Annotated in this window: 14 protein-coding genes; 10 read left to right on the top strand and 4 right to left on the bottom strand. The window is 57.5% G+C overall.

Features of this window, described 5'->3' with window-relative positions:
- The first annotated feature begins 236 nt into the window (after positions 1 to 236).
- Positions 237 to 1,043: a hypothetical protein gene (locus tag ACTQXI_RS01395; RefSeq protein ID WP_441548172.1), complete on the top strand. Its 807-nt coding sequence runs from the start codon at positions 237 to 239 to the stop codon at positions 1,041 to 1,043.
- Between the two features lie 347 nt (positions 1,044 to 1,390).
- On the opposite strand, the gene ACTQXI_RS01390 is transcribed toward ACTQXI_RS01395, so the two are convergent.
- The 3 genes from ACTQXI_RS01390 to ACTQXI_RS01380 form a co-directional block, all read right to left on the bottom strand.
- Positions 1,391 to 2,554, bottom strand: a complete 1,164-nt coding sequence (locus ACTQXI_RS01390) for a phosphoglycerate dehydrogenase (RefSeq protein WP_195544739.1) — start codon at positions 2,552 to 2,554, stop codon at positions 1,391 to 1,393.
- A gap of 69 nt (positions 2,555 to 2,623) precedes the next feature.
- The gene (gene serC, locus ACTQXI_RS01385; RefSeq protein ID WP_441548171.1) at positions 2,624 to 3,748 is read right to left on the bottom strand and encodes a 3-phosphoserine/phosphohydroxythreonine transaminase; all 1,125 of its coding nucleotides are present in this window, start codon (positions 3,746 to 3,748) and stop codon (positions 2,624 to 2,626) included.
- A gap of 132 nt (positions 3,749 to 3,880) precedes the next feature.
- The gene (locus tag ACTQXI_RS01380) at positions 3,881 to 6,820 is read right to left on the bottom strand and encodes an SNF2-related protein (protein ID WP_441548170.1); all 2,940 of its coding nucleotides are present in this window, start codon (positions 6,818 to 6,820) and stop codon (positions 3,881 to 3,883) included.
- A gap of 339 nt (positions 6,821 to 7,159) precedes the next feature.
- Between ACTQXI_RS01380 and ACTQXI_RS01375 the strand changes: the two genes are divergently transcribed.
- The 9 genes from ACTQXI_RS01375 (at position 7,160) to ACTQXI_RS01335 (ending at position 24,772) form a co-directional block, all read left to right on the top strand.
- Entirely contained in the window at positions 7,160 to 11,746 is a 4,587-nt protein-coding gene (locus ACTQXI_RS01375; RefSeq protein WP_441548169.1) for a hypothetical protein, read from the top strand.
- Positions 11,747 to 11,757: 11 nt separating this feature from the next.
- On the top strand, positions 11,758 to 12,990 hold the full coding sequence (locus tag ACTQXI_RS01370) for a hypothetical protein (protein ID WP_441548168.1): 1,233 nt from the start codon (positions 11,758 to 11,760) through the stop codon (positions 12,988 to 12,990).
- Positions 12,991 to 14,919 (top strand): DEAD/DEAH box helicase, encoded by a 1,929-nt coding sequence (locus ACTQXI_RS01365; protein ID WP_441548167.1) that lies wholly within the window; start codon positions 12,991 to 12,993, stop codon positions 14,917 to 14,919.
- Between the two features lie 2 nt (positions 14,920 to 14,921).
- Entirely contained in the window at positions 14,922 to 15,878 is a 957-nt protein-coding gene (locus ACTQXI_RS01360; RefSeq protein WP_441548166.1) for a hypothetical protein, read from the top strand.
- A gap of 105 nt (positions 15,879 to 15,983) precedes the next feature.
- Positions 15,984 to 16,655 (top strand): DUF1819 family protein, encoded by a 672-nt coding sequence (locus ACTQXI_RS01355; RefSeq protein ID WP_441548165.1) that lies wholly within the window; start codon positions 15,984 to 15,986, stop codon positions 16,653 to 16,655.
- 2 nt (positions 16,656 to 16,657) lie between these two features.
- Positions 16,658 to 17,281, top strand: coding sequence for a DUF1788 domain-containing protein (locus tag ACTQXI_RS01350; protein WP_441083232.1), 624 nt, complete (start codon positions 16,658 to 16,660; stop codon positions 17,279 to 17,281).
- Positions 17,282 to 17,290: 9 nt separating this feature from the next.
- A complete protein-coding gene (brxC, locus tag ACTQXI_RS01345; RefSeq protein ID WP_441548164.1) occupies positions 17,291 to 20,950 on the top strand; it encodes a BREX system P-loop protein BrxC in 3,660 nt (1,219 codons plus the stop codon).
- A gap of 30 nt (positions 20,951 to 20,980) precedes the next feature.
- On the top strand, positions 20,981 to 23,497 hold the full coding sequence (gene pglX, locus ACTQXI_RS01340; protein WP_441548163.1) for a BREX-1 system adenine-specific DNA-methyltransferase PglX: 2,517 nt from the start codon (positions 20,981 to 20,983) through the stop codon (positions 23,495 to 23,497).
- A 30-nt stretch (positions 23,498 to 23,527) separates the two neighbouring features.
- Positions 23,528 to 24,772 (top strand): hypothetical protein, encoded by a 1,245-nt coding sequence (locus ACTQXI_RS01335; protein ID WP_441548162.1) that lies wholly within the window; start codon positions 23,528 to 23,530, stop codon positions 24,770 to 24,772.
- 222 nt (positions 24,773 to 24,994) lie between these two features.
- Here the strand turns inward: ACTQXI_RS01335 and ACTQXI_RS01330 are convergent, their stop codons facing one another.
- The gene (locus ACTQXI_RS01330) at positions 24,995 to 25,633 is read right to left on the bottom strand and encodes an RloB family protein (protein WP_441548161.1); all 639 of its coding nucleotides are present in this window, start codon (positions 25,631 to 25,633) and stop codon (positions 24,995 to 24,997) included.

Here is a 25,633-nt window from a genome sequence, read left to right as displayed (position 1 = left end):
ACATGCTGTGCGACATATCTGCCTTTCGGTATCACCGGATACCTCCGCAGGTCTTGGCAATAATGCCGGACCTGCCCGATTCTGCGGACGATCCGCGCAGGGAGCATCTTTGTGAGCATCCGCTTGTCAAGTATTTCCTGGGCACTCCGTTACACGTGTTGGCGCAGGGCCTCTGTGGGCGTAAGGGCGGCCGCATTGTCAGGCATGTTTGGAACGGGGAGAGGCCGTTTGGCTCCGTGCGGCAGACAGAGTTTGGCCTTGATGTTGCGTCCCCGCTCTTTACCCTGCTGACCCTGGCTTCCTCGGTCTCAAATGAGCGCCTGATCATGTGCATGTATGAGATGTGCGGCACCTTTGCCGTGTGCAAGATTGCGTCTCAGGTAAAGTCGGCGCTTGAGCAGGCATATGGAAGCCGGTGGGGTGACGCACGGTCGGGCTGGGAAAACGTAAAGGATACCTCGGGGAATCCAACGGATTTGTGGAAACGACCTCCCTTGATTGAGCTCTCTGAACTTACAGAATTCGCCAATAAGATCCAGGGGCTCCGCGGTGCTAAATCGTTCACGCGTGCCGCGAAATGCATTACGGGGGTTGTGGCATCGCCGCTCGAGGTCCAGGCTTCGATGCTGTTTGGCCTTACGAGGTTGCGCGGCGGCGAAGGGCTGCGCCTTTCCAATAACGTCGAGATTCGCATGACGCGCAGCGCCCGCCTGATTTCGGGGCTTGATAGGCGCTACGCCGATATCCTGCTGGCAAATAAGGACGGCAGCCGAGAGTGCCTGGTTGAATGTCAAGGTAAAGCCATTCACGGATCCATAGAATCCAAGATCTCGGACTCCGATCGAACGACGGCCCTTCAAGCGATGGGATATCCTGTCGTTCTGATGACCTATGGTCAGCTGGTCGACTCCGATGCCTTCCGCGTGGTGATGGAACTCATCATGTCCTATCTCGATGTGCCGTTGAAAGACAAGACGCCGCGGCAACAGGAGCTCGAACGGCGGCTACGTGAGGAGATTTTTATCGATTGGGCGGGAATGTAGCCGTGCGGGTGGAAAACGGTCGCGTGGGCTAGGGTTTGGTCACGAAAAGACTTCAATTTCGCCTTTGGAGGGCCCTAAAAATGCTATCTAGAATAAGTTGTTTCGGAAAATAGACAGTCAACTTACATTCGGCACAGAGAGATCGATTTTTACCTACTAAAGTCCCTGATAAAGCTGTTTATCAGAGCAGGTGCTCTCAGTGATTTAGGCATGACTGTCTATTATCCGAAAAAACTTAATCTGGGTAGCAATTTCAAAACCAGCCGGAGCAACGAAATCGGCCCCCGTTTCGCGAAAACGGGGGCCGAATGAGCTTCATTGCCTGTCTGGCAGGCTTGGCGCCGACGCTACTTGATCACGCGTACGCGATACATCGACGGAATCTGCTTGAGCGCCTCGATGGTGCTGCTGTCCAGGTGCTCGTCCGTGTCGAACATGGTGTAGGCGTTCTCGCCGGCGGACTCGTTGGTCATACGCTGCACGTTGGCGTTGTCCTTGGCCAGGATTGCCGTGATCTGGCCGATCATGTTGGGCACGTTGGCGTGCAGGCAGGCAATGCGGCTTGCGGCGCGCGCCTTGCCCATGCTGCAGGCGGGGTAGTTGACGCTGTGCGCGATGTTGCCGTTCTCCAGGTAGTCCTTGAGCTCGCTGATGGCCATATCGGCGCAGTTGGCCTCGGCCTCGCCGGTGCCGGCGCCCGAGTGCGTGGTGATAAACGTATTGGGCATCTTGACGGTCTTGGGCGTGGCAAAGTCGCAGCTAAACCAGCTCAGCTTGCCCGCGCGCAGGGCTGCGTCGACGGCGTCCTCGTCAATGATGGTCTCGCGCGCATAGTTGATGAGCACGGCGCCCGGGGCCAGCAGGTCGATCTGCTCGGTGCTGATCATGCCGATGGTGTCGGCCTTGCTGGGCACGTGTACGGTGAGGTAGTCGCAGCCGCGGCAGAGGTCCTCGAGCGTGCCCACACGTTGCACCTCGCGGCTCAGCACCCATGCGTGCTCGACGGAAATGAACGGATCGTAGCCGTAGACGTCCATGCCCAGATCGACGCAGGCGTTGGCGACCTTGGAGCCCACGTTGCCCAGACCGATGACGCCGATGCGCTTGCCCTTGAGCTCACGGCCCACAAAGGCCTTCTTGGCCTTCTCGGCGTCGACCTGAATCTCGGGGTCGTCGGCGTTGTCGCGCACCCAGTTCATCGACTGCACCACGCCGCGGCTCGAGAGCACCAGCATGCCCAGGACGAGCTCCTTGACGGCGTTGCTGTTGGCACCGGGGGAGTTAAAGACGACGACGCCCTTCTTGGCGTACTCCTCGACGGGGATGTTGTTGACGCCGGCGCCGCAGCGGGCGATGGCGCGGATGCCCTCGGGCAGCTCGTAGCCGTGCAGGTCGGTGGAGCGCATAAGGATGGCGTCGGCCTCCTCGGCGGTGCCCACAAACTCGTAGCCCTCGCCAAACTCGACCTTGCCGTCTTTGGTAATGTCGTCGATGGTTTTGATCTTGCGCATGAAAAACTCCTTAGCGGGTTTGTTTATAACAAGTGGTTTGAAGTGGCTGGTCGGCCCGCGGGTTGCGGGCTAGTTAGATCGCGGACTCAAACTATGCTGCGCTTCGAAGTCCTTCATGTACGAGGCCAGTGCATGCACATCTTCCATGGTTACGGCGTTGTAGACGCTCGCGCGCATGCCGCCCACCAGGCGATGGCCCTTGACGTTTTGAATCTGGTGCTCGGCCGCGCCTGCGACAAAGGCCGCGTCGAGATCGGCGTCGCCGGTGCGGAAGGTGACGTTGGCGATGGAGCGGCTGCCGGCCTGCGTGGTGCCATGGAACAGCTCGCTGTGCTCGAGCAGGTCATAGAGCAGGTTGGCCTTGGCCCAGTTGCGCTCGGCCATGGCGGCAAGTCCGCCGGTTTGCTCAACCCAACGGAACACCTTGCCGCACACGTAGATGCCAAAGGTGTTGGGCGTGTTGAGCATGGAGCCCTTGGCGGCTTGGGTTTTAAGGTCCAGGTACTGCGGCGTCTGCGCAAAGGCTGGGCCATCGGCGATGAGGTCGTCGCGCACGATGACCACGGTCACGCCCGCGGCGCCGGCGTTTTTCTGTGCGCCGGCGTAAATGAGCCCGTAGCGCTCAACGTCGAGCGGCTGCGACAGAAAGCAGCTCGAGACATCGGCGACCAGCGGCACATCGCCGCAAGCGGGCAGCTCGTGGTACATGGTGCCAAAGATGGTGTTGTTCTGGCAGATGTAGACGTAGTCGAGCCCGTCGCCCGCGGCCTCGGCGGCAATGCGCGCGTTGATATTGGCCATGGTGGGAATGCGGTCGAAATTGGTGTCCTCGGAGCTCGCGAGCAGCACGGCCTCGCCGTACTTTGCGGCCTCCTTGTACGCCTTGTTGGCGAAGTTGCCGGTCACGACGTAGCCGGCGCGGCCGCGGCGCATGAGGTTCATGGGGATGCCCGCAAACTGCAGCGTGGCGCCGCCCTGCAAAAACAGGACACGGTAGTTGTCGGGGATGCTCAGCAGGCGGCGCAGGGTTGCCTCGGCGTCGTCGATGATCTGCTGGTACATGCTAGATCGATGGCTCATCTCGAGCACGGACATGCCGCAACCGCGGTAGTCCATCATCTCGTCGGCGATCTCGGCGAGCACGCTTGTAGGCAGTGCGGCCGGGCCAGCTGAGAAGTTGTGCACACGTGCCATCTTCTAGTTCCCCTCGTAGTCGTTTGAACGTTCGGGATACTTTAGCACAGTGGAGCGCCAGGCGCGACCGCATCACGGTAAAACTCGACTGCGCCGCTATGATTTACAGGATGGTTACATGGGGGAGAGGGCCTACTCCTCCGGCAAGTCCAGGTCTGCGAGCGATGGCATCAGGCTCTCCAGGCGTTTGATTTCTTCGTCGAACATGGCGTTGAGCTGTTCTTGCTTGACCTCGAGCTCGTTTTGCATGTCGGCTTCAGCGGCGGCGGACTTGTCTGCAAAGGCATTGAAGTCACCCTGCTTGCGCTCGAGGATCGACATGATGCGCTCGTCGATCGTATCCTTGCACAGCAGACGATAGACCAGTACATTGCGCGACTGGCCCATGCGGTACGCGCGCGAAATGGCCTGGTTTTCGATCGAGGGCTTGTACTGCGGCTCGCACAGCACGACGACGCTTGCCGACTGAATGTTGAGGCCCGTGCCGCCCGACTGAATCTGCGCCACCAGGACGGAGCCCGCGGGCGCCGCGTCAAACGAGTCGATAATCTGTTGGCGTTTATTGAGTGGGGTAGAGCCGCTAATGGGGCCGTAGCACGCACTTCCAAACGCCGAGCGCACCACGTCGATAGTGTCGTGGAAGAACGAAAACACCAGGACCTTGCGGTTTTCGTCCTTGGCATCGGCGACAATCTCGCGCAGGCGTTTGAGCTTGGACGAGTCGCTGGGGTCTGGGGCGTTCCACGACAGCCGTCGGATCTGCATCGGGTTTCGCATCCGCAGGGTTAGGTAGTACTGCTGGAGTTCCGAAGATCCCATCTGGCACCACTCGCTGTTTTCGATAAGGTCGGGCAGCTCCGAGAGCACGTCCTCGCGCTTGCGGCGGTAATAAACCGGTGCCAGGGCATCTCTAAACCCCGCCGAACTAAATCTGCTGGCGTATTTGCCCGCTTCACGCGCAGCCTTTTTGTTGAGATGCGACACAAGCCCGATCATCTCGTCGACCTTATTCTCGAGCGGCGTGCCCGACATAAATAACACGTGCTTAGCCTGCTTGCACAAGTTGAGCGTGTTGATGCTTCGCTTGGCGCTCGGGTTTTTAATGTAATGGGCCTCGTCGACTACGACTAGGTCGAGTTTCACTGACGGGTCCAGCTCAATATAGCTTGTGCTCTCATAGTTGGTGACACCCACATCCAGCCCCGCCAGCCATGTCCTTGCATGGAGATCCTTCGCGGGCCCGTGGATTTTAATGCATGTAAGGTCGCTGTGCTTGTGCACCTCGCGCACCCAGTTTTCGAGAACACTAGCAGGGCAAACGACCAAGAACTTCTTGGCACCCTTGTTTTTGAGTGCGGTCATCGCGGCGATAGCCTGGACCGTCTTGCCCAGACCCATCTCATCGCCCAGCAGCGCGTTGCCTTGGTGCAAGATGTAGCGGACGCCCCATGTCTGGTATGTACGGAGCTCGCACTTAAGGCCCGTGGTGTCGAACGACGTCGTTTTAATCTGGTTGGCGAGCTTCTCCGGCAGGCCATATCCGTTGGAAGTCGAAGAAAACGCCTTGGGCATCAGCTTTTCGAGTAGGCTATACACGCGGATAGGATCGGCCCCGAAGAGTTTCCACACGGTCTTTTCGTCCGGCTCGATTAGGCTCTGACTCGCATAGCCATTGACCTTCTCGAGCTCTGCGCCGTTGATAAGATCGTTGAGCTTTTCGTACGCGCCGTAAACCGTGTCGCGATCCTTGTAAAAGAGCCAGGTGTACGCATCGAGCGCCGGCAGAATCTGGCCTTGCAGCTCCGAAAGCTCTTCGGTAATGCGCGCGAGCGCAGCCTTGGCCTCGCTGAGCAGATCTTCGAGCTCAAAGTACTTATAGACTTCCTGGAGAAGTGCCGTGTCCTCTGGCTTTTTATTGTCAGGGGTCAGTTTTATCTTGCCGCTTTTGGCAAGCATGTCGACCTGCTGTTCAATGGCATCGACAATTCTGCCGGCAGCATTTTCGCTAATGCCGTTAATCTTGCTTAGTTCCCAACGCTGGTCATAGTTGTCCCAGGGCTGCCTTTCGCGCCCGCGCAATCTTCCGTACATAATCTTGCCGAGCGTTGTGTACCCGGCGTCTTTAAGGCACTTAACGCGAACGCCTGGAACTAGATCTTTAAGCATGTCGACCGATTGCTCCGAAACGTAGCGCTGAGCGTCGGCGTGGCGGACCTTGTCTACTTGTTTACGGATTTGGTTTTGGCTGCGCCTACGCTTTTCTTCCAGTTTGGTAATCGCGCGCTCGGGAATTTTGTCTTCGGCGCCATAGACCGCTGCTTCAATTTCGTTTCTGTTGGGCTTAGCGTCGGATGAGAAAAGGTTCTCGCCGGCGTCCTCGGCGATAACCCTTACGGCCCTTTGCTTGGTTTCCGGTCCAAGTGGGATGCTTGGGTCCATGCCGAGGATACTGTTCGCCTGAAGACGTCCATCTTTTATAAACTTGCTATTGGAGTTGTCTGTAAATTGCACGAGGCGTCGATACGCCGCTTCCGTCGTCTGCTTATCGGTGGCATTCAGCAGAAGCCAGCGGAGCCTTCCACTGTTTTGGCCTACAAGGCCGCAGGCATTCGGAATGTCGTGGGCGTCACGTATTGCGGATTCGTAGAGTTCGGCAAGTAAGGCGGACTTATAGTAGCGGGCGGCTAAAAAGAGCGCGTCGCGCATATGGGTACTCTTCGGTTTGGGTCGATAGAGCTCGCGGATTGCGTCGGCGCATTCATTCGCCACGCGTACGAGCTTTTTAACGTGTTGGTCGTCTTCTGCAAATTCGCCACGACAGTAGAGGTCGTATGCCGTCTTGATCTTCTGATCTGCCAACTTCTTTTGCGTGCTCGCCGGTGTTTGAAGGTCGGCGATTTTAATCCGTCGAAGTTCCTTGTTTAGCGTGTCCGTTTTGGCTTGAGCGATTGCGTTCCTAAAGTTGTCGGGTCCGTATATTGTGGCCTTCGAAATAACCTCGATATCGCCCAATAGCTCCTGGGCCTTCGAGACGACGGCTTTTGCTTCGCTGGGGCTAAACGGTCTTGCCATTACGGACTCCTGAAGATGTGCGGACAAGTTGAGACGCGTGAGGCGCGCGGCGCGTCCGCGCGACAGGTCCATTTTAATTGCCTTGGTGCCAAGGAAAATGAAAGGGCCTTCAGGCGTGCGCGATTGCCGTTCACCGATTAAAACTACCGCTCATCAGCATATGCACAGTTGATTTATTGCACAACAAAATGTTGCTAAACAAAAACGTTCGCAAGTGGCGTATGAAGTAATCATTGGCATAATTCTTCCTTTTTTCCAATACAGCTAGTGGGTTGTTTGGGGAATATCGGGGGTCGTTTCTGTATGGACAACAATGCTGTGAGTGCAACAAACATTTCAATGGACGTAAACGCGTACTACGAGTCGCTCATTCTGGATGCGGTCGCGCAGGCCGAAGCCCCACTGCACGAAGCGCTGGTGCGCTCGAGCGTGTATCGCGCCATCAATGACTCATACGAACGTGCACTAGCCCAACTAGTTATAGGAGGCGAACTTTTATACGCCAACGGCGAGTACAGCATGGCGCCCGGTGCGGCCAAGGAGGTGGCGGAACCCGCAGGGGAGCCGGTGGCTGCTGATGCCATTGAGCTTGAGGCTGTTAAAAGCGAAGGTGCCGAGGGCGAAAACACTGGGGACGAGGACGTTGACGGCACCGTTGTTGATGACGAAAACGTTGAGTCTGAAGAGGCTGCGCCTGAGGCCGCTGAGTGCGATGTCGAAGAACCCGCAGCCACAGAGCCTGAGACACTTGAGCGCGCGGCGGCGCTGTGGGCCGACGACGCCGATATTGTAGAGCCCGAAGCGGCTGAATCCGTTACTCCTGAGGGCCCTGCACCTATGGCTTTTGGCCCCATTTCGTTGCGTGCAGATTCGACCCTTGCGCGGCTGAAGGTTAATGGGCGCAGTTGGCCTATCCCCGTTGCCGTGGGCGTTTCGTATGACAGGAAGCCGGCCGACGGTCTGTCTCTCATGGGATACGAGTCGCCGACGGAGCCTGCAGAGGTGGCGGACGAGCAGCAGGAGCCGGCACGGGTCGAGCGTCCCGAGCTTGCGCTGTCCTCTGAGCCCCAGCAGCTGGCCATTTCCTTCTCTGACAACATTGGGGCTGCGAAGGCTGTCGCTGAGCCCGAGTCCGTCTCTGGGTCCGTGCAACCTGGGCTCGCGCTCGAACCCGAGCTCGAGCCTGCAAATGGGCGCATGTCCGTTGAAGGGCCTGCACCTGTTGAAGAGCCTGTTTCCGAACCCGAACCCGAACCCGAACCCGAACCCGAACCCGAGCCCGAGCCAGAGGCTGAGCCCGTTGAAGCCGCCGTCAACAAGCTCAAGCGCCCCAGGTGCCTGAGCGGTTGGGACGACCCGCACTGTGTGTTTGATACCGAGACCCAGGCCGCCTTCCTCGACAAGCAGGGGATTCACGATATGTTTTGCCTCGTGCGTATGCTCGGCAAGGCTGAGAATTCTGACGTGCGCTCTGCCTTCGAGTTACGTCTCTTGACCTACGCGATGCCCTTATCTCCGCAGTATCGCGCACAGGTGCCGGAGCTCGGCAAGCTCTCGGGTAATGCGAGATTTGTGTTTGACGTGTTTGGCAATTTGCGCAAGGTCGGGCGCGAATGCTGTGCGTTTGCGGACGCTAAGGGGCCGGCGATTGGACCACTTTGTAGTGTTTATTCAAGTGGCGGCGAACCGCTCTCGCTGTGGAATCTTTCGATTTCTCCGGCGTTGCAACGCATGTTGACATTGAACTGCCAAATTCACAACATGCCCGAGTTGCTCGCGTGCAGCTGGAAGGTACTTCAAAAAAAGGGCCTTACCTCGGGTGAGATGTGTTCAATCGTTTCCGCATTGAACGATTGGCCTGCGGGGCGCTTGCTGCTGGGGAGAACCAAATCTGAACTGGAGCTTGCCCGTCAGGCGGTGATGGGGGGCTGGTATCCTCCGGTCAATACGCCTGTTGAGCGCGTCAAAAGAGTAAACGGGCTTGCTGGCGAAGCTGTCCTGCAGTTGCGCGGGGAGCGCTTGTCTGTGTATGAACCTTCATTCCGCTTGCTTTTTTGTACCAGGTTGGCGGCTAAACTTGCGGCAGGCTACAGCGACAGGCATTCCGTCCATTCGGTGCTCGCCGAGCTTAAGAACGAATTCCCCGCTTATAACGCTGCCGTAAAAACATTCAAACGTCTGAACTTTGAACTCCCTCAAGATCGGGAGGATATTGATACATCTGGTCCAGCTTCTGCCAGCGGAGATTGTGGTGGCGCGGTTGACGCTATTGCAACGGCGGATGAGGCTCTATCAGGTAACCAGTTGGATGCCCAAGCGGATGCGCATGGGGAAGAATCCTCGTGTGAGTCCAAGCGGCCGCAGGTTCAGGACCTTACGGTTGGGCAGGCGCTCAAGTTTGCCATCGACCCGGATGCCGCAAAGTTCAATAGGTGGTTCGCTGACCTTGCATGCCAGGACCGCACCCTGATGGGCTGTATGCTCACCGAAGACAAGCCGGCTCGCTGGATGGATAGCCTTGCTAAGTCTGCTTGGAAAATCCGTGAGCGCTACAATGTTCTTATGGCGGGTCGTCCGACGTTTGACATCGATACCTTTGGTCCGCTCTTCCATGCGTATAAGCTGACCGCCGAGGATTTTTACCAGCTGACGAACACCGCGCAGCCTTCCTATTTGTATATGAAGCGCGTGTATGGGCAGGGTACCATTCCGCTTAAATATGCTGCGGCCGATAAGGACCTTGCACCGACTGTTTGCGATGTGGTTCGAGCATACTTGGCGAGCATAGAAACCGAAAGCGCCGACGAGCCGGTGGAGGAGGAGTCCGCGCCTGCAGAGCAGGCTGTCGCGTCGACGCCTGAGCCCGAGTCTGCTTCCGCGCCCGCACCCACGCCCGCGCCCGTTACTACCCCCGCCCCGGCCCCGGAACAGCCGGCAAAGCCCTTCGCCAGCAAGGTCGAAGACCTCACCGGCAAAGGCCCCATGTCCATCGAGGCGTGGCTGGCGTTGCTGCCCAGCGATGATGCCGACCTGTTGCGCTGGATCTTTAGCGATAAGCCGCTTATGGATTACCCGCACAAGCCCGCCGGTCTTGGTCCGCTTCGCCAGCGTCGTGCCGACCTGCTGTGTAATCGGCCGCACCTCGACGAGGACAAATTCGCCCCGTTGTACCAGCGTTATGACCTTACCGAGGATGCGTTCTGCAAGATCACGCAGGCATCCCCGATGACTTTTGGCTACCTGAAAGCCGTTAAGGTATCGAACAAGTTTAGCCTCCGCCTTGCCGCCAACGATCACTCGTTGCCGCAGGAATGGCGTGATAGGGCGGCGCAGCTGAATCGTCATTCTTCTGCCGGCGTGCTCCGAACGCCCGTAAGTGTCGAGAGGGACAACACCTCCCAGCTCGAGCAGATCGCGCGTAAAAAACTGGGCAACTTCTCCACGCGCAGCGTCGCGCTGCGTGCCTTTGCCGAGTCTGGAGCCGTTGATGAGTATCACGACCTTAAAGATTTCCGCAACAGGTACCAGCTGTTTTTGGAAGACAACAAGTGCGGTTACAAACAGATGCTTTCGTTGCCTTCCGAGGACATCAGATGTCTTAACGAGCTGCGTGGCACGCACATGTTCCTGGTGGCGCGCGCCAATAAGATCCGCGCCTACAAGGTCGACAGCCGCTTTACGTCCGAGTTGCGTCAGATCCTGACGCTCGCCGTGGGGCGCAATATCGAGTGCGGCGCGGGCCTCATCCTACGCGAGAATCAGGAGCTGTGTGACCTCTACGACGTTCGCGACGACGAGGAGCTCTACGAGATTATCCGCTCATTTGTGCGTCCGGGTTCGGTGCCCGGCTTGGAAATGGGCTCGATGCCGCTGATTCGCCTCGGCAAAACGGACCGTAAAAACCAAATGCTCGATGTGCTGCGAGATGCGGGCACCGAGCTATCGCGCGAGGAGTTTGCCCAGCGCTATGCGGACAAGTACTGCGTGGAAACGAGGACGGTCCGCGGCAACTACCTGCGCGACATGAACGCATATCTGCGCAACGGCCGCTACTCGTATGTCGAGAGAAACCTTACGGACGAGCAGCAGCAGTTCATCAAAGATATGGTGACCGAGGACTACGTCTCGCTACCGTATGTCGCAGCGAGTTTTGCTGCCAAGTTTGGTACCGCATCCGGGCGACTCATTAACGATCAGTCACTGGCGCCTCTTGGTCTGGAAATCTCCAGGGACCTGATAGTCAAGGAAGGCGTGGACCTGCGTCTGTCGTTTACGAACCTGCTTATGTCGCGCGACAGCTTTGCCTACGGTTCCCCGGGCTTTGGCGACGAGGTCATCAACCATCCGGATTTTAGGAATGCCATTACGCCGCTGCTGCGCAACTTTACCTTTATCGAGTGCAACCACGATTCGTTTATTTCGCTCAAGCGCCTGAACGAAACAACGGGTGTGCGTCGCATTGACCTGGGCAGCTACGCGTATTCCCTGTTTGCCTGCACAGAGCCTGACGTGCCGTTTACGGTGACGAGCCTGCGTAAGCAGGGCTTTATGCATAAGCTCCATGCCGTGGTCGATGAATGTGGTTTTGACAATACGTTTTATGACTCAATCGTTCTGTACGGCCTGGCTCATGAGCAAATAAGGCGTACCCGCTTTAGCGGAGTTTACATGTTCTGTCGCAAAGAGGGGGCGTTTTCGTCGGGCGACGCAGTCGAATACGTCGTGAGGCAAAAGGGGCCTATCGAGGTGGGGGACCTGATCGATGCGTTCCAGGATGACTACGGCGTCGTAATAACCGCAGCCGATATTAACCGAGCCGTCCAGGACAAGGGGCTGTTCTACAACGAGGACCTCGACATGGTCATGCTCAGCAAAAGGATGAACGCAGAATACCTGCGCGAGCTGTATATCAAAAACAACCAATAGGAGGAGTCAACATGAACCTGCTCGAGATGATTGGCGACGGCGTCAACATTAAGCCGACCGGAGCCAACCACAAGATCGTGATCGACGGCAAGCCCGAGATGTATCCCGTTTACAGCATTAAGCTCGAGTTCCTGCGCTATAACGTGCAAAACGACCGCATCGCCTCCTGGATTAGCCGCTATAAGGCCGAACATGGCGAGGGTGCGTTTAATGAGCTGGACGTCGCGGCCTGCAACGACATCATTGAGGGCTTTATCGTCGACAGCAATAAGGATGCCATCGAAAAGACGCAGCGTAGCATTGCCCTGCGTTCGCAGGAGCGCCCCGGCGTGGTGCTGGCCGACGGCCTGATCGTCGACGGCAACCGTCGCTTTACCTGTCTGCGTCGTCTTGCCGCCGAAAACCCAAGTTTTGGCTGGTTTGAGGCTGTTATTCTTCCCGAGAGCCTGGGTAACGATTCCAAGAAGATCAAGATGCTGGAGCTTTCGATTCAGCATGGCGAGGAAGAAAAGGTCGGCTACGATCCCGTCGACCGCCTGGTGGGCATCTACAACGACATCATCAGCTCCAACTTGCTCTCGAAGGAGGAGTACGCCCAGTGCATTGGCGTTGAGCCCAAAGAGCTCGAGAAGGAGATTGTAAAAGCCCGCTATATGAACGAGTTCCTGGAGTTTGCCAACGCCAAGGACCAGTTCCACCTGGCGCGCGAGCTCAAGGTTGCCGGCGTTATCAACGACCTACAGGGCGTCCTTAAAAAGTGCAAGAGCGACGAACAGGAAGAAGACGTTAAAAACATCGTCTTCGCCAACATGATTGCCGAGCCGCAGGGCGACATCGTGCGCTTTGTCCGCAAGATGAAGCCGATTCTGGAAGGCCCCGATGCGGACCGCTTTATCGAGCGCGAAAACGAGCTGGCCTTTGAGGTTGCCGAGCGCCTGAAGAACAAAGAGATCGTGACCTCGACCGACATCGCCGAGATTCGCGACGATGTTCAGCTGGCGACGGCCTTCCGTGAGGTTATGGAGTCGGCCGAGAACACCACCAAGATGAACAAGGCCCTCAAGTCGCCTTCGCTCTCGATCATTCGCGCCATCAGGGATCTTGATCAGGTGGAGGAATCGACCTTTGGCTTGCTGCCTACGGACGAGATTGCCAATATCGCCGCCGAGGTCGCCAAGCTCGAGGCGAGGGTGCATATGATCAAGGACAAGATCTCGTACAGGATGGGCGGCGAGGAAGCCTAAATGAAGCTGCGCCTCTCGTATAGCGACGGCATTTCCGTCGTGCCGCTCGACATGACGGTTGAGCAGCTGCGCCGCGAGCCGGTCTGGAAGATTCGGCTTTCGGCGCTGCGCCGCTATGCGCCGAGCTATCGAGAGGCGGACGTGCTCTTTTCTCTGGGGATTGACGATCCAGGCGCCAAGCGCGTTGTTGAGCTGCTGCAGCAGGCGGCAAACTTTGGTGTGGACTGCGAAATTGACCCCGACTTGCTGCGAGGCCTTACGGCGCGTGAGGACTATCTGCGCGAGAAGGCGCGCGTGGGCCTGCTGATCAAGGCGCACGATGAGTCGGTCTTAGACCGCTTTGGCGAGTTTTGCCAGGCAGAAGACACCCTGATGGAACGCCCGCTTAAGGACCGTCAGCTGTGGGACGCGTTCTTTATGAGCGCCATGGGCCGCAGTGCCAACTTTTCCGTTCCCGGTTCGGGCAAGACGGCGTCGGTCCTGGGTACCTTTGCCTACCTGCGCGAGCGCGACCTGGTCGACCGCATCATCGTGCTTTCGCCTAAGAATGCCTTTGGCTCGTGGCGCGACGAGTGGGCCGCCTGCTTTGGAGCCGACCGCCCGTTGCGCTCGCTGTGCTTCCACGACCCCGAGTTTCGCGGTCGTTCCACGCGCGATAAGTGCAGCACCCTGCTGTTTGACTACAAGCGCTACGACATGATTTTGCTCAATTACGAGTCTGTCGCGATGGGGGAGGCGGCCGCGCGCATTGCGGCCGATCGCGCCCTGGTGGTGTTTGACGAGGTGCACAAGGTTAAGCGTGTGGGCGGCAAGCGCGCGGCAAGCGCGGTGCAGATTGCCGCGGCGGCGCCGTATTTTATCGCGCTTACCGGTACGCCGATCCCCAACTCGTTTGAGGACCTGTACAACCTGCTCCATTGCCTGTGGCCGCGCGACTACAACTGGTACTTTGGCATGAGCGCCAATGCCCTTAAGTCGACGAGCGAGGACGACGTTGAGCATATCAACGAGTCCATCGCGCCGTTCTTTTGTCGTACGAACAAGCATCAGTTGGGCGTGCCCCAGGCCAACGAGGACCATCTGGTCGATGTGCCGGTGGAACGCTGGGAGCAGCAGCTGTTCCAAAAGGTGCTGCGTACGCTTTCGGGCGAGCCGTTCGAGATGATCATTCGCCTGTTGCAGCTTTCGTCCGACCCGCGCATGCTGGCCGAGGACCTGAGCGCCGGCGACTATGCCGACTTGTTTGATGGCGAAGTGCAGACGGGCGCCGGCAAAGCGCTGGAAGGCCTGCAGGTGGATGACCGGCCCACAGCCAAGATGGTCGCCTGCCTTGATCTGGTCGAATCGCTGGTAGCCCAGGGCAAGTCGGTCATCGTGTGGTGCATCTTTAAGCGCAGCATTCGCAACGTGGTGCACGAGCTGCGCGAGCGCGGCATTACGGCCCGTGCCATCAGTGGGTCGACCGATATGCCCACGCGTGCCCGCGTCATCGACTCGTTTAAGGCAGGGGAGACGAGCGTGCTGGTCACCAACCCGCACACACTGGCCGAGTCGGTCTCGCTCCACAGCGTGTGCCACGACGCCGTCTACTTTGAGTGCAGCTACAACCTGGTGCACCTACTGCAGTCCAAGGATCGCATTCACCGCCTAGGTCTGCCGCAAGAGCAGTACACGCAGTACCACTATCTGCGCGCTGTGTACGAACGCCGTGGCGGGTCCTGGTCGCTCGACCGCAATATCTACGAGCGGCTGCAGCACAAGGAACAGGTCATGCTCGATTCGATTGACCGCGGCACGCTGGAGCCCGGCTATACCGACGAGCGCGATCTGGAACTGGTGTTTAAGGGCCTGTTCGATGACGAAGAGCAGCGGAACGAGGTCAACGACCAGGACGCCGCGGGCGATACGCAAGAACGCAAGGAGATGTAACGATGCAGAAAGCCTTTCCCATCTTTGCCATGGAGCTGTTTTGCGACGGCTGGCTGTTCTTAACGCATTCCGACGTGACGTGGGATGGGTTGTCGCACGCCGTTAAGCGCATTCGTATCAATGCCGACAAAAGTGAGCGGCTCCTGAGCCATGCGCGCGAGCACTTTACGGATGTTCCGAGCAACATCGATTTGTGCCAATACGTCGGTGCCACGCTAGAAGAGCTCGAGAAGCATGTCGAGCCGGTTGTTCCCCGCGATGTTGTTTCGCCCCGTCTGCAGTTGCTGTTTGAGGGCGACTTGACGCCCATTACGCTGGTGCAGCTCATGTGTGTGGGCGACTGGATTTCGGTGGGTCAAGGCAATGAGGGCGAGATTCGCGTTACCTACGACGAGCGCTTGGCGCAGCAGATTTCCGGGTTTGGCCTGTTTATGGCGAGCTTTGTCGAGTCGCTTTGCTCGCAGAGCACGATGTTGAGTGACGGATCGGTTGCCACGGTGTTCGAGGCAAGGCCGGCAACGGAGCCTGGCATATGCGCGTTTTTGGAGATGGGTGATGCGGTTTCCGCGGAGCCCGAACCCGAGGATGCGCTCGGTGTTGAACCGGAGCCCGAGCCTGAGCCAGAGCCTGCACCGGAGCCTGCTCCCAAGCCCTCTGCAAAAGAGCAAGAAAAGCTGCGCATCGCAAGGGAGGTAAAGGCCGCGCGCGACAAGATGGAAGAGCTCGACAAGGCACGTGTTGCTTTGCTCAACCAGCTGCTTGTGCTGCGCCATAAGCATGAGCAGCTTTCCGATCAACGTGGTTGGAGGACAATTGTCGAGATGGAGGAAGTCGGCAGGCAGATCGATGCGCTGAGCGGCCAGGTCGACCAGCTCGACGAACAGCTCCGCGACGCGCGCCTTGCCTACGCCGAGACGCGCGCAGCGTCGCTGCAAGCGCTTAAGAAGCTGGGGCAGTAAGGCAGCAACAACCGTCACGACCCCGTACTTAAACGGTATCATTGGAAGGCATGTTTGCATCGCCCCGATGCAAATAAAAAGGCCCGAACCCTTGGAGTGTGTCCTGTGGATAACACCGACAAAATATCGCTGGGAGGCGTGCTTACGCGCGAGCAGTTTTTGCTGCCCGAGATGCGTATCGTCGCCGCGTTGCGCCTGGAGGGCGTGAGCGACGACGAGATCATTGCGCGCGTTAAGCACGACAACCTGTTTCAGTATCCCACCGAGCGCATGCTGGCCGACCGCGCCCGCGTGTGCCTGCGCCGCTTTGAGGCCGTAGCGCTCGACGAGGCGCAGTGCGCTGCCCGCGGTATCGACAAAGACACCGCCGATCAAGCGGTCACGCGCATCATGGACCTCATCGCCAACGGCATGCCCGACCAGGCGGCCCAAGCCAACCTGTTTGCCATGATGTGCCGCTACACCATGGTCCGCGAGCTCATCCAGGTGGAGATTGGCGAGCGCATGGCCAGCTTCGACTACAACTTTACCGACGTTGACCTTAACGCGTTTGTCACCCGTTTTCAGGTTGAGCACGCCGAGGCCGTCAAATGGTCCGATGCTACGCTGGGACGTATAAAAAGCACCCTGCGCCAGATTCTGCGCAGCGCCGGTTTTAAGGCATCGCAGCGCACCGATACGCTCCAGCCCCTGCTGTTGGACCCCGACGTGGAACAGGCCATCCGCGACCTGGGCGACAGGGACGCCCTGGCCGCACTCACCGGGCAGGTGATGTAGACATGGCAATAAACCAGCCGCACATTCGCCCGCGCAACCGCGCCGAGCGCATACATGAGGACTTTGACCATCGCCGCGAGGCGCTGCGCGAGCGCCTGCAAGACCAGGATTTCTTGGCCAACAAGGGCATCGGTAACGAGATCGGCTTTTATACGTTTTGCTACGATCCTTCGCTGGAGTTTGAGTGCCGCGCCTATGTGGACGAGCTCATGGCAGATGCCCAGGCCGGCAAGCTGCCGTGCAATCTGGAGGTCTTTAACCTGTACGACGTGATGCTCGAGATTTGCGAGCAGCGCCGTATTTTGCGTGCGATTCCCCGGCGTGAGGCAAAGGTCGGCTCGGAGGCCCAGATCAAAGAGCTCCAGAAGCCCTGCAGCTCCAAGAGCTTTGCCCAGTACCTCTTGGAGCATACCCAACCTCATCAGCCCGGCGACGTGATCTTGCTCACGGGTGTGGGCGAGGTCTTTCCGCTACTGCGCGTGCACAACCTGCTCAACGACATGCTTGCCGATTTTGGCACCGTGCCCGTCGTCGTCATGTACCCCGGCAGCTTTGATGGCCGCCAGCTCAAGTTGTTCAACAAAGAGAACGCCAGCAACTACTACCGCGCGTTCGATATTTCTTAGGAGCGAAAGATGATTATCCAAGACCTGTTTTCCAAGGACATCAACCGTTCCATCAACGGCGTCGTCAAGGTGCAAGATGCCAGCGACGAATCGGTGCGCCAGGAGCTCGACGAGTACGTGGTGACGCGCGAGCTGCAGGGTCATTTTGCGCACTTCTTCGAGGCGTACGATAAGGCGCTCGACGTTCCCACCGACAATATGGGCGTGTGGATCAGCGGCTTCTTTGGCTCCGGTAAATCGCACTTCCTCAAGATGCTCTCGTATCTGCTGCAAAACGATGAGATTGCCGGCAAGCGCGCCGTCGATTACTTTGATGGCAAGATTTCCGATCCCATCGTGGCCGCTCGGGTTCGTCGTTGCTGCGAGGTTCCCACCGAGGCGATCCTGTTTAACATCGACAGCAAGGGCGGCCAGTGGAAAGAGGGCGACACCTCGCGCACGGCCCTGCTGCGCGCCTTTGAGCGCGTGTTCTTTGAGCACCTGGGCTTTTTTGGCGAGGACCTAAAGCTCGCACGCCTGGAGCAGCATATCGACAGCAAGGGCAAGACGCAGGAGTTCCGCGCTGCCTACGAGCGCATTGGCGGCGGCAACTGGCTCGAGGACCGCGAGAGCTATAGCTACTTTGAGGACGACATCGTCGAGGCCCTGCAAGAGGTCCTGGGCATGAGCGAGCAGGCCGCACGTCATTGGTTCGACGGTACCGAGGACGACGCCATCGCTGCCGATACCTTTGCCAAGATGGTCAAGCAGTATGCCGACAAGCGCGCCGAGGAGTGCGGTGGCGAGTTCCGCCTGCTGTTCATGGCCGATGAGGTGGGTCAGTTTATTGGCTCCGATGCCGACATGAGCACAAGCCTTATGCTGTCTCTGCAGACGCTCGTCGAGGAATTGGGCAGCCGCTGCGGTGGCCGCGTGTGGGTTATGGTGACCAGCCAGGAGGCCATCGACGAGGTCGCCATGATCGTGGGCGACGACTTCTCCAAGATTCAGGGTCGCTTTACCACGCGCCTTTCGCTCTCCAGCTCCAGCGTGGACGAGGTTATCCAGCGCCGCGTGCTGCAAAAGAACGATGCCGCCGAGGCAAAGCTCCAGCAGGACTATGAGGCCCAGAGCACCGTGCTCAAAAACGTGTTCTCTTTTGACGGTTCGCGCGGCGACCTGATTGGCTATGCCAGCCGCAAGGACTATACGGCCAGCTACCCGTTTGTGAACTACCAGTTTAAGGTGCTGCCCGACGTTATGACCGAGGTACGTAAGCACGGCGTCAAGGCCAAGCACATGTCCACGGGCGAGCGCTCCATGCTCTCGGCCTTCCAGGAATCTGCCCAGGCCATCCAAGACCAAGAGGTTGGCGCCCTGGTGCCGTTCTGGCGCTTCTTCGATACTATTGCCAAGGACCTGGAGCATGGCGTGATCCAGGTGGTCACGCGCGCCGAGCGTGCGGCCGAGGACGGCCATGGCCTTAAGACCGAGGACGTTAAGGTCCTAAAGCTGCTGTATCTGATCCGCTATATCGACTACATCAAGTCCAACGTCGAGAACATCTCCATCCTTATGGTCGACGGCATGGACGTGGACAAGGCCGCCCTTAAGGACCGCGTTAAGGAGTCGCTCAACCGCCTGGTGCGCGAAAACTACGTGGCACGTCAGGGCGATGCGTACAACTTCCTCACCGACGAGGAGCAGGATATCTCGCGTGCCATTAGCGAGACGCCGGTAGATGCTGCCCTGATTATCGAGGGCATTAAAAAGTCGCTCTTTAGCGGCATCTATACGGCTACCAAGCTGCGCGTGGGCGCCAACGACTTTCCCTTCGACCGCTATGTAGACGACTCGGTCTATGGTGTGGCCCAGGGCGGCATGAAGCTCAACGTAGTCACGGTGGCAGATGACCTCTCGCGTGCCGACGATGCCGAGCTCGCCGTCAAGTCGGCCAATATCGCGCTGGTGGTGCTGGCAGACGACATCGACTACTTCGACGATCTGCAGAATGTGGCTAAGATCCGCAAGTATCGCAAGACCATCAATACCGAGGCCCTGGCGCCTTCGACTCAGCAGATTATCCAGGCAAAGATGAAAGAGGCTACTTTCGTTGAGCGCGAGGCAGCCAAACTGCTGGAGGAGGCCGTGCTGCATGCCCGTGTGGCTGTGAATGGTTCCATGGTTAACATTCGCGCCACCAAGCCCGCCGATGTGTTTGACCAGGCCCTGTCAAAGCTGACGGATGCCATCTTTACCAAGGCCGACTACATCGCCGAACCCGCCAAGACCGACGAGGACATTCGCGCCACGCTGCGCGGTGCCAACCAGGTGGCGCTCGACGGTCAGAGCTCCCAGAACGCCCGCGCCGAGAAGGAGGTCGCGGACTTTTTGCATGCCCAGACGCGCCTGTCGCTGAATACGACCATGGGTGACCTGCAGCGTAAGTTCCAGGGTGCCCCCTATGGTTGGCGCGAAATCGACATTGCCAACGTGGTGGCGCAGCTGGTGGTTTCGCAGCGTGCGATCATTACGGCTGCCGGCGCCAATGTTGCCCCCGCAGATTTGCGTATGGTTACCTACCTGCGCAAGGACGCCGACAAGGCCCAGGTGCGCGAGCGCGTCAAGATGAGCGACGAGCTCATCAAGAAAGTCAACAGGGTGCTGCGCGATACCTTCGATGCCAAGCGTGATATTTCCAACGAGGACGAGCTTACCGCCACGGTGGTCGAAACGCTTACGGGCTACAAGAACGAGTGCGTAGAGCTCACGAACAACAACTATACGGGCCTGGCCCCGGCCTATCCGTATCCGGGCCTAAAGGTGCTGGAAGATGGCATTACGCTGACCACGCGCCTGCTGGACAACCAGAACGACGCCCAGGCGCTCTTCAATGCCTTTGTAAAGGCGCAGGACGATCTGGACGACTGGAAAGAGGACTACGACCAGGTCACGTTCTTCTTTGAGAGCCAAAAGCCCGTCTTTGATAAGGCCGTTGCGTTTATGGGCCTTATGAAGGACGAGGGCTTCTACATGGACTCTAACGCCCAGGCGGTCGAGGCCAACAAGCGCATTGAGCAGATTCTTAAGAACCCGCGTCCGTACCGTGAGGTCCGCGAGCTGCACGACCTGATGGAGCCGGTCATGGCTGCCCACAAGCAGATGGTCGATACCAAGCGCAAGGAGATGCTGGACGACATTGCCGCGCAGATGGCCCAGGTACACGAATATGCCCAGGGCCAGGACGGCTACGCCAAGCTGGCCGAGCGCGCCATCGAGGATGCCGGCCGCATGGCTAAGTCGTTTGAGGGCCGTGCGCACAGCGCCACCAAGGCGAGCGAGCTTGCCGCGCTGAAGCAGCAGCTGATTGAGTATTGCGATCGCGCATGCGAGAACATCGATAAAGCTATCGATGAGGAGAAGGCTCGCCAGCAGCGTGAGAGCCGCCGCGTAGAAGTCATGCCTTCCGGTGAGACCGTTACTACGATCAAAGACCCGGGCAACGATGCTTCGGCGACCGTCGAGCCTGCACCCGCTCCTGCTCCCAAGAGGATTAAAAAGCTGCGCCTGGCCGACCTGGGCGAGCGCAAAAAGCTGGAGAGCGAAAGCGATATTGACGCTTATCTTGCCCAGCTCCGCGCACGTCTGCTTGCCGAGCTGCAGGGCAACGACGCCATCCGTCTGAGCTAACCAAGAACCACCGGGGAAGGGTAGACCGCCATGAACGATACCGCCATCAAGAACTACTGCATCTGGGCCCGCAACGAGCTCATCGCCGGCGTCGAGGCCCGCATGAGGCTCTACGGCGTGGCCGAGGGCGCCGAGCCCGCCGGCGCCGCGGCGGTGGGCGGGCGCGCCCTGTCCCCGGAGGAGATCGGGTGGCGCGACGCCCTGCTGCGCGCCGCGGCAGAGGAGGGCTTTGAGCACCTGCGCGACCGCGCCGCCTACACCTGGTTCAACCGCATCGCCGCCGTGCGCTACATGGAGGTCCACGACTTCCTGCCCTCCCGCGTGCGCATGTTCACCCGCCCCGCGGCGGACGGCTCCTGGGAGCTGGGCAGCCAGGCCGCCGACGAGGCGCTCGACGTGGAGATCGAGGGGGCGGACCCCGTGCGCGTCGCCGAGCTCAAGCAGGCCGGCGAGGACGGGCCGCTGTTCCGCTACCTGTTCCTGGCCCAGTGCGCCGAGCTCTCCGGGTGCCTGCCCGGCGTGTTCCAGCCCGTGGACGCCTGCATGGCGCTCATCCTGCCGGCAAACCTCATGGACGCCGACGGCGTCATCGGCCGCATGATCGCCGATATTCCCGAGGAGTATTGGAAGAACGTTCTGCTTTTGGGCTGGATGTACCAGTACTACAACGCCGAGCGAAAGGATGAGGTTGATGCTGCTGTCAAAAAGGGTGCGAAGGTTCAAACGAACGACCTCGCCCCTAAGACACAGCTCTTTACCCCCGATTGGATCGTGCGCTATATGGTCGATAACTCCCTCGGCCGCCTGTGGATGCTCAACAATCCCCAAAGCCATCTTCGAGAGCAGATGGCGTATTACATCGAGTCCGATGCGGAGCACGAGGACTTCATCCATATCTCTGGTCCTGAGGACATTACGTTCTGCGACCCGGCGTGCGGCTCGGCACATATCCTTGCCTATGCATTCGAGCTGCTGGTGCAAATGTATCTTGAGCGCGGCTACCCCGAGCGCGAGATTCCTGAGCTCATCTTGACGAAAAACCTGTACGGCATGGAGATTGACCCACGTGCCGGGCAGTTCGCCAGCTTGGTCCTTGCCATGTGCTCCCGTGAGCACGACCGCCGTTTCTTTAAGCGCGGCGTATCTGCGAACATTCTCACCCTGAAGCCCGTCGCATTCGAAGAGGGCGACCTTCCTGAAGGGTGCGCGCTTGCCAAGAAGCGCGCCCTTTTGGATGCCTTGGCCCACCTTGACGAGGTCGGATCGCTCCTTGTTCCCGATGGCGCGGATATCGCGGCGATCAGCGAGGCGATTGAGCTTTGCGGCGGCTTGCAAAGTGGCTTGTTCGCCGGCAATACGCAAGAGAAGCTTAAAGATGCGCTTGCCGACTGCGAAGCGCTGTCTTCGAAGTTCTCGTGCGTGGTCGCTAATCCTCCTTACTTGGGTAGTTCTGCATTCGATCCATTCATGTCTAAGTGGATAAAGAAGAACTACGCCGACGTGAAGAGCGACCTGTGCACATGCTTTATCTCGCGCATTTTCTCGCTCACGGAGGAAGCAGGCCTTGCGGGCCTTGCAACGTCGAATAGCTGGATGTTCTTGTCGTCTTACGAGAACCTACGCCAGCAATTGGTTGCCACCAAAACTATTGATAGCTTGGTGCAGCTTTCTGTCCACGGATTCCATGGTATCGCTGCCCAGGTATGCACATTTGTAATTAGGAACAAGCACGTCGCAGGCTATCGCGGTGGCTATATCAGGCTGAATGATTTTGATCATTGGACGCTGCAGGAAGGTAAGACCCTCGAGGCGATCAGCAACCCCGATTGCGGCTGGTTCTACCGCCGCGACGCCGAGACCTTCAAGCAGATCCCCGGCACCCCCATCGCCTACTGGGCCAGCGACGCGTTGCTTTCAGCTTTTTCCAAGGGGCTGAAACTGTCAGAGTGTCTTATTGCTAAGCAGGGAATGAAGACAGCTGACAATGATACTTTTTTAAGACAATGGTTTGAGGTATCTAGGTCTAAAGAGAGCTGCTGGTCGTTGAGTCCTGATCGGGCTAAGTGGGTTCCCTATCTAAAGGGCGGAGAGTTTAGAAAATGGTTTGGAAATAATAGCTATGTTATCAATTGGGAAAATGACGGTGAAAAACTAAAGTCTTTCCCAAAGGCGGTGCTGCGCAACATCAAGTATTCTTTCCGGGAAAACTTAACTTGGTCTGTAATATCTTCCGGGTGCCCGGCATTTCGCTATACGCCCAGGGGCTTTATGTTTGACGGAACAGGTAGTTGTCTATTCGATAATGGATCAAAATCTGGACCGTTTGTACAGGGATTTTTGAACTCGAACATCGGAAGACATTTTGCAACTTTGATGTCGCCCACTCTAACGTTCGAGATAGGGCAAATATCCAACTATCCGATCATTCCCGATGGCATTCAATCCCCAAATGTTGAGGAATTGGTTTTGTCCAATCGTGGTTTGGCAGAACGTGATTGGGATTCGTTTGAAACATCCTGGAATTTCAAGCGCAGCCCGCTGATCTAGCTTCAAAAGACGCGTTGCGGGAGGATTGTCATGAAAAGGGTCTTGATAGTAGGAGCTGGAGCCGAAGTTGATCTTGGCTTCAAGTCTGGTCCGAGTTTTACTCAAGATACCTTTTACCGGCAGAAAGATATCCTCTATGGGGCCCTTAATGATTTTTATCAAAACAGACTCGGTTCCTCCCGCGATGAGCTCATTCCCACTTCTTATAAACCTGTATTTCTTTCAAATTCTCGCGGTGAAGCCTTTAAAAAACTTGTGACCAACCTCGGAAAAGACGCTCCTGAGTATCTCTTCAAAGTCCTTAAAAAATCATTCGATACGGTTAGTAATGATGAGAATCTTACGACTGCCGATTATGAGACCCTCTATAAAGAGCTAATAATCGAAAGCGATGACACGGATGCTACTCGCAGGCAAAGCGTGACGCTAAAGTCGCTACCCGACGATGCGCATTTTGGGATTCTCGAACAGTACTATTCGGCACTAATCAATCCGAATAGGCATTCAATACGTTTTTGGAAGCTTGTCAACTTTTATTGGAGCGCATTCTTTTCCATTGCGCTGCCCATCACTGATGGCTTTTACGGAAAACTAGATTCCTATAACAAAAACCGCTACGCATATGTGCTGTCGCACTTAAACGATGCGGTCCATAAAATGTTTGACCCCAACCACGTCAATCAGAGGATTTCTGCTGACTGCTACTATTCGGCATTCCATGGGAAGTTCGACATGGTAGTTACCACGAATTACACGCCGTATGCGGCTTCGATCGTTGACTGCAACAGCTCGCGCATCGCATGTCTGGGCGGAAAGCTGTCACAGTTTGAACACCTCCCTGAATTTGAATACGTCGACTATTCGAACGAGGACAGAAATATCGAAGATAATGCCTGCGTTTTTCCGTATCTACTTTGTCAATCTCCCGTTAAGCCCGTCATATCAATTGCTCAGATTGATGAGTTTGCGAAGGCTGCAAGGGCGCTTAGGGATGCGGATGAGATCGTCGTCCTCGGCTATTCATTTTGCAACGAAGACGCTCATATAAGTTCAATGGTTGGCGAAGCCTTAAGAGGCGACCGTGCAGAGAAGCTCACTTATTTTTCCTATTGGCCCGATTTGAATCCTTCATTCGATCGAGCTACAGCTTCGGCTGAACTTGCGAGAAGGCTCCGGGTTTCGAATGAAAATGCCGTTGAGAAGATCGAGGTGGTGCCTGTGGCCAATTGCCGTTCGCAAGAATTTGTAAGCAGGTGCGAGGAATGGACTGTGTAAACGGTTCGACCGTTTTGCAAGGGGGCATCTCTGGGGGTTCCCCCGTTTTTATGTCGAGCCTGCATTGGATCCACGCATAAAAATGCCGGGGGACATCCCCCGGCTCTTGCCGGAGGGAAGCCCCCGGCTCTTGGAGGTCCCTCTATTCGAGGGTACCGATATCTTTATACCACGAGACGGGCGTCTGATCCAAGTGGGAACGACGCGCCCGCCTCGTGTGCACTAAAGGTTGACTCCGCCAGTCTCGCAGATGGCACCCATGAGTTGATCTACGTAGGTTACGGGTCTTGCCCCGCGCGGGTCTTCACCGCATTCAACAAGCGTCTTTCGTCTGCTTGTTGCAGCGTTCGTTGGCTTGCCTGTTACGAAAATCTCCCAGAGCTCGTCAAAGGGAAGGCCGGGTTTCTTGTAATCCTTGGCCCTACTGGGTTTGGCGAGCTCGGTGATTGCTTGCTCCGGTGTCTCGACAAGAATACCCGGTGAGTAGTGCAGTAGGGCCCAGTACTCAAAGCAGGGGCTTGAGTTGGCTACGTGTATCCCCCAGCCCTCGGCTTGCTTGATTGCCTCGCCGTAGCTGCGGGCTTCTTCATCTTCGCGCGCCTCCGCATCGAACACAACCCAGGGTTCAACCGAAAGCCCTTTGTTTTCTAGTTCTTTCTTTTTATTGCGCGCCGCAAGGACAATGCCCCTTGGATCAGTTCTTTTGGGTTTTTCGACCTTAATCCACTGTGCTCTAAACTTGCGCTTTACTTCGCCAAAATACAATTCCTCCGTCTCGCCTTCTACAACGATGAGAATCGTAGGCTTCTGGGCGCGTTTGCGCTCGTGCCGGCTTCGTTCGGACTTACCCTTTCTGGCCAT

Source organism: Collinsella sp. LCP19S3_C9, from assembly GCF_052121575.1.
Lineage (GTDB): Bacteria > Actinomycetota > Coriobacteriia > Coriobacteriales > Coriobacteriaceae > Collinsella.
The sequence above is the reverse complement of the archived record's forward strand: the minus strand, read 5'-3'. Positions and strand labels throughout refer to the sequence as shown.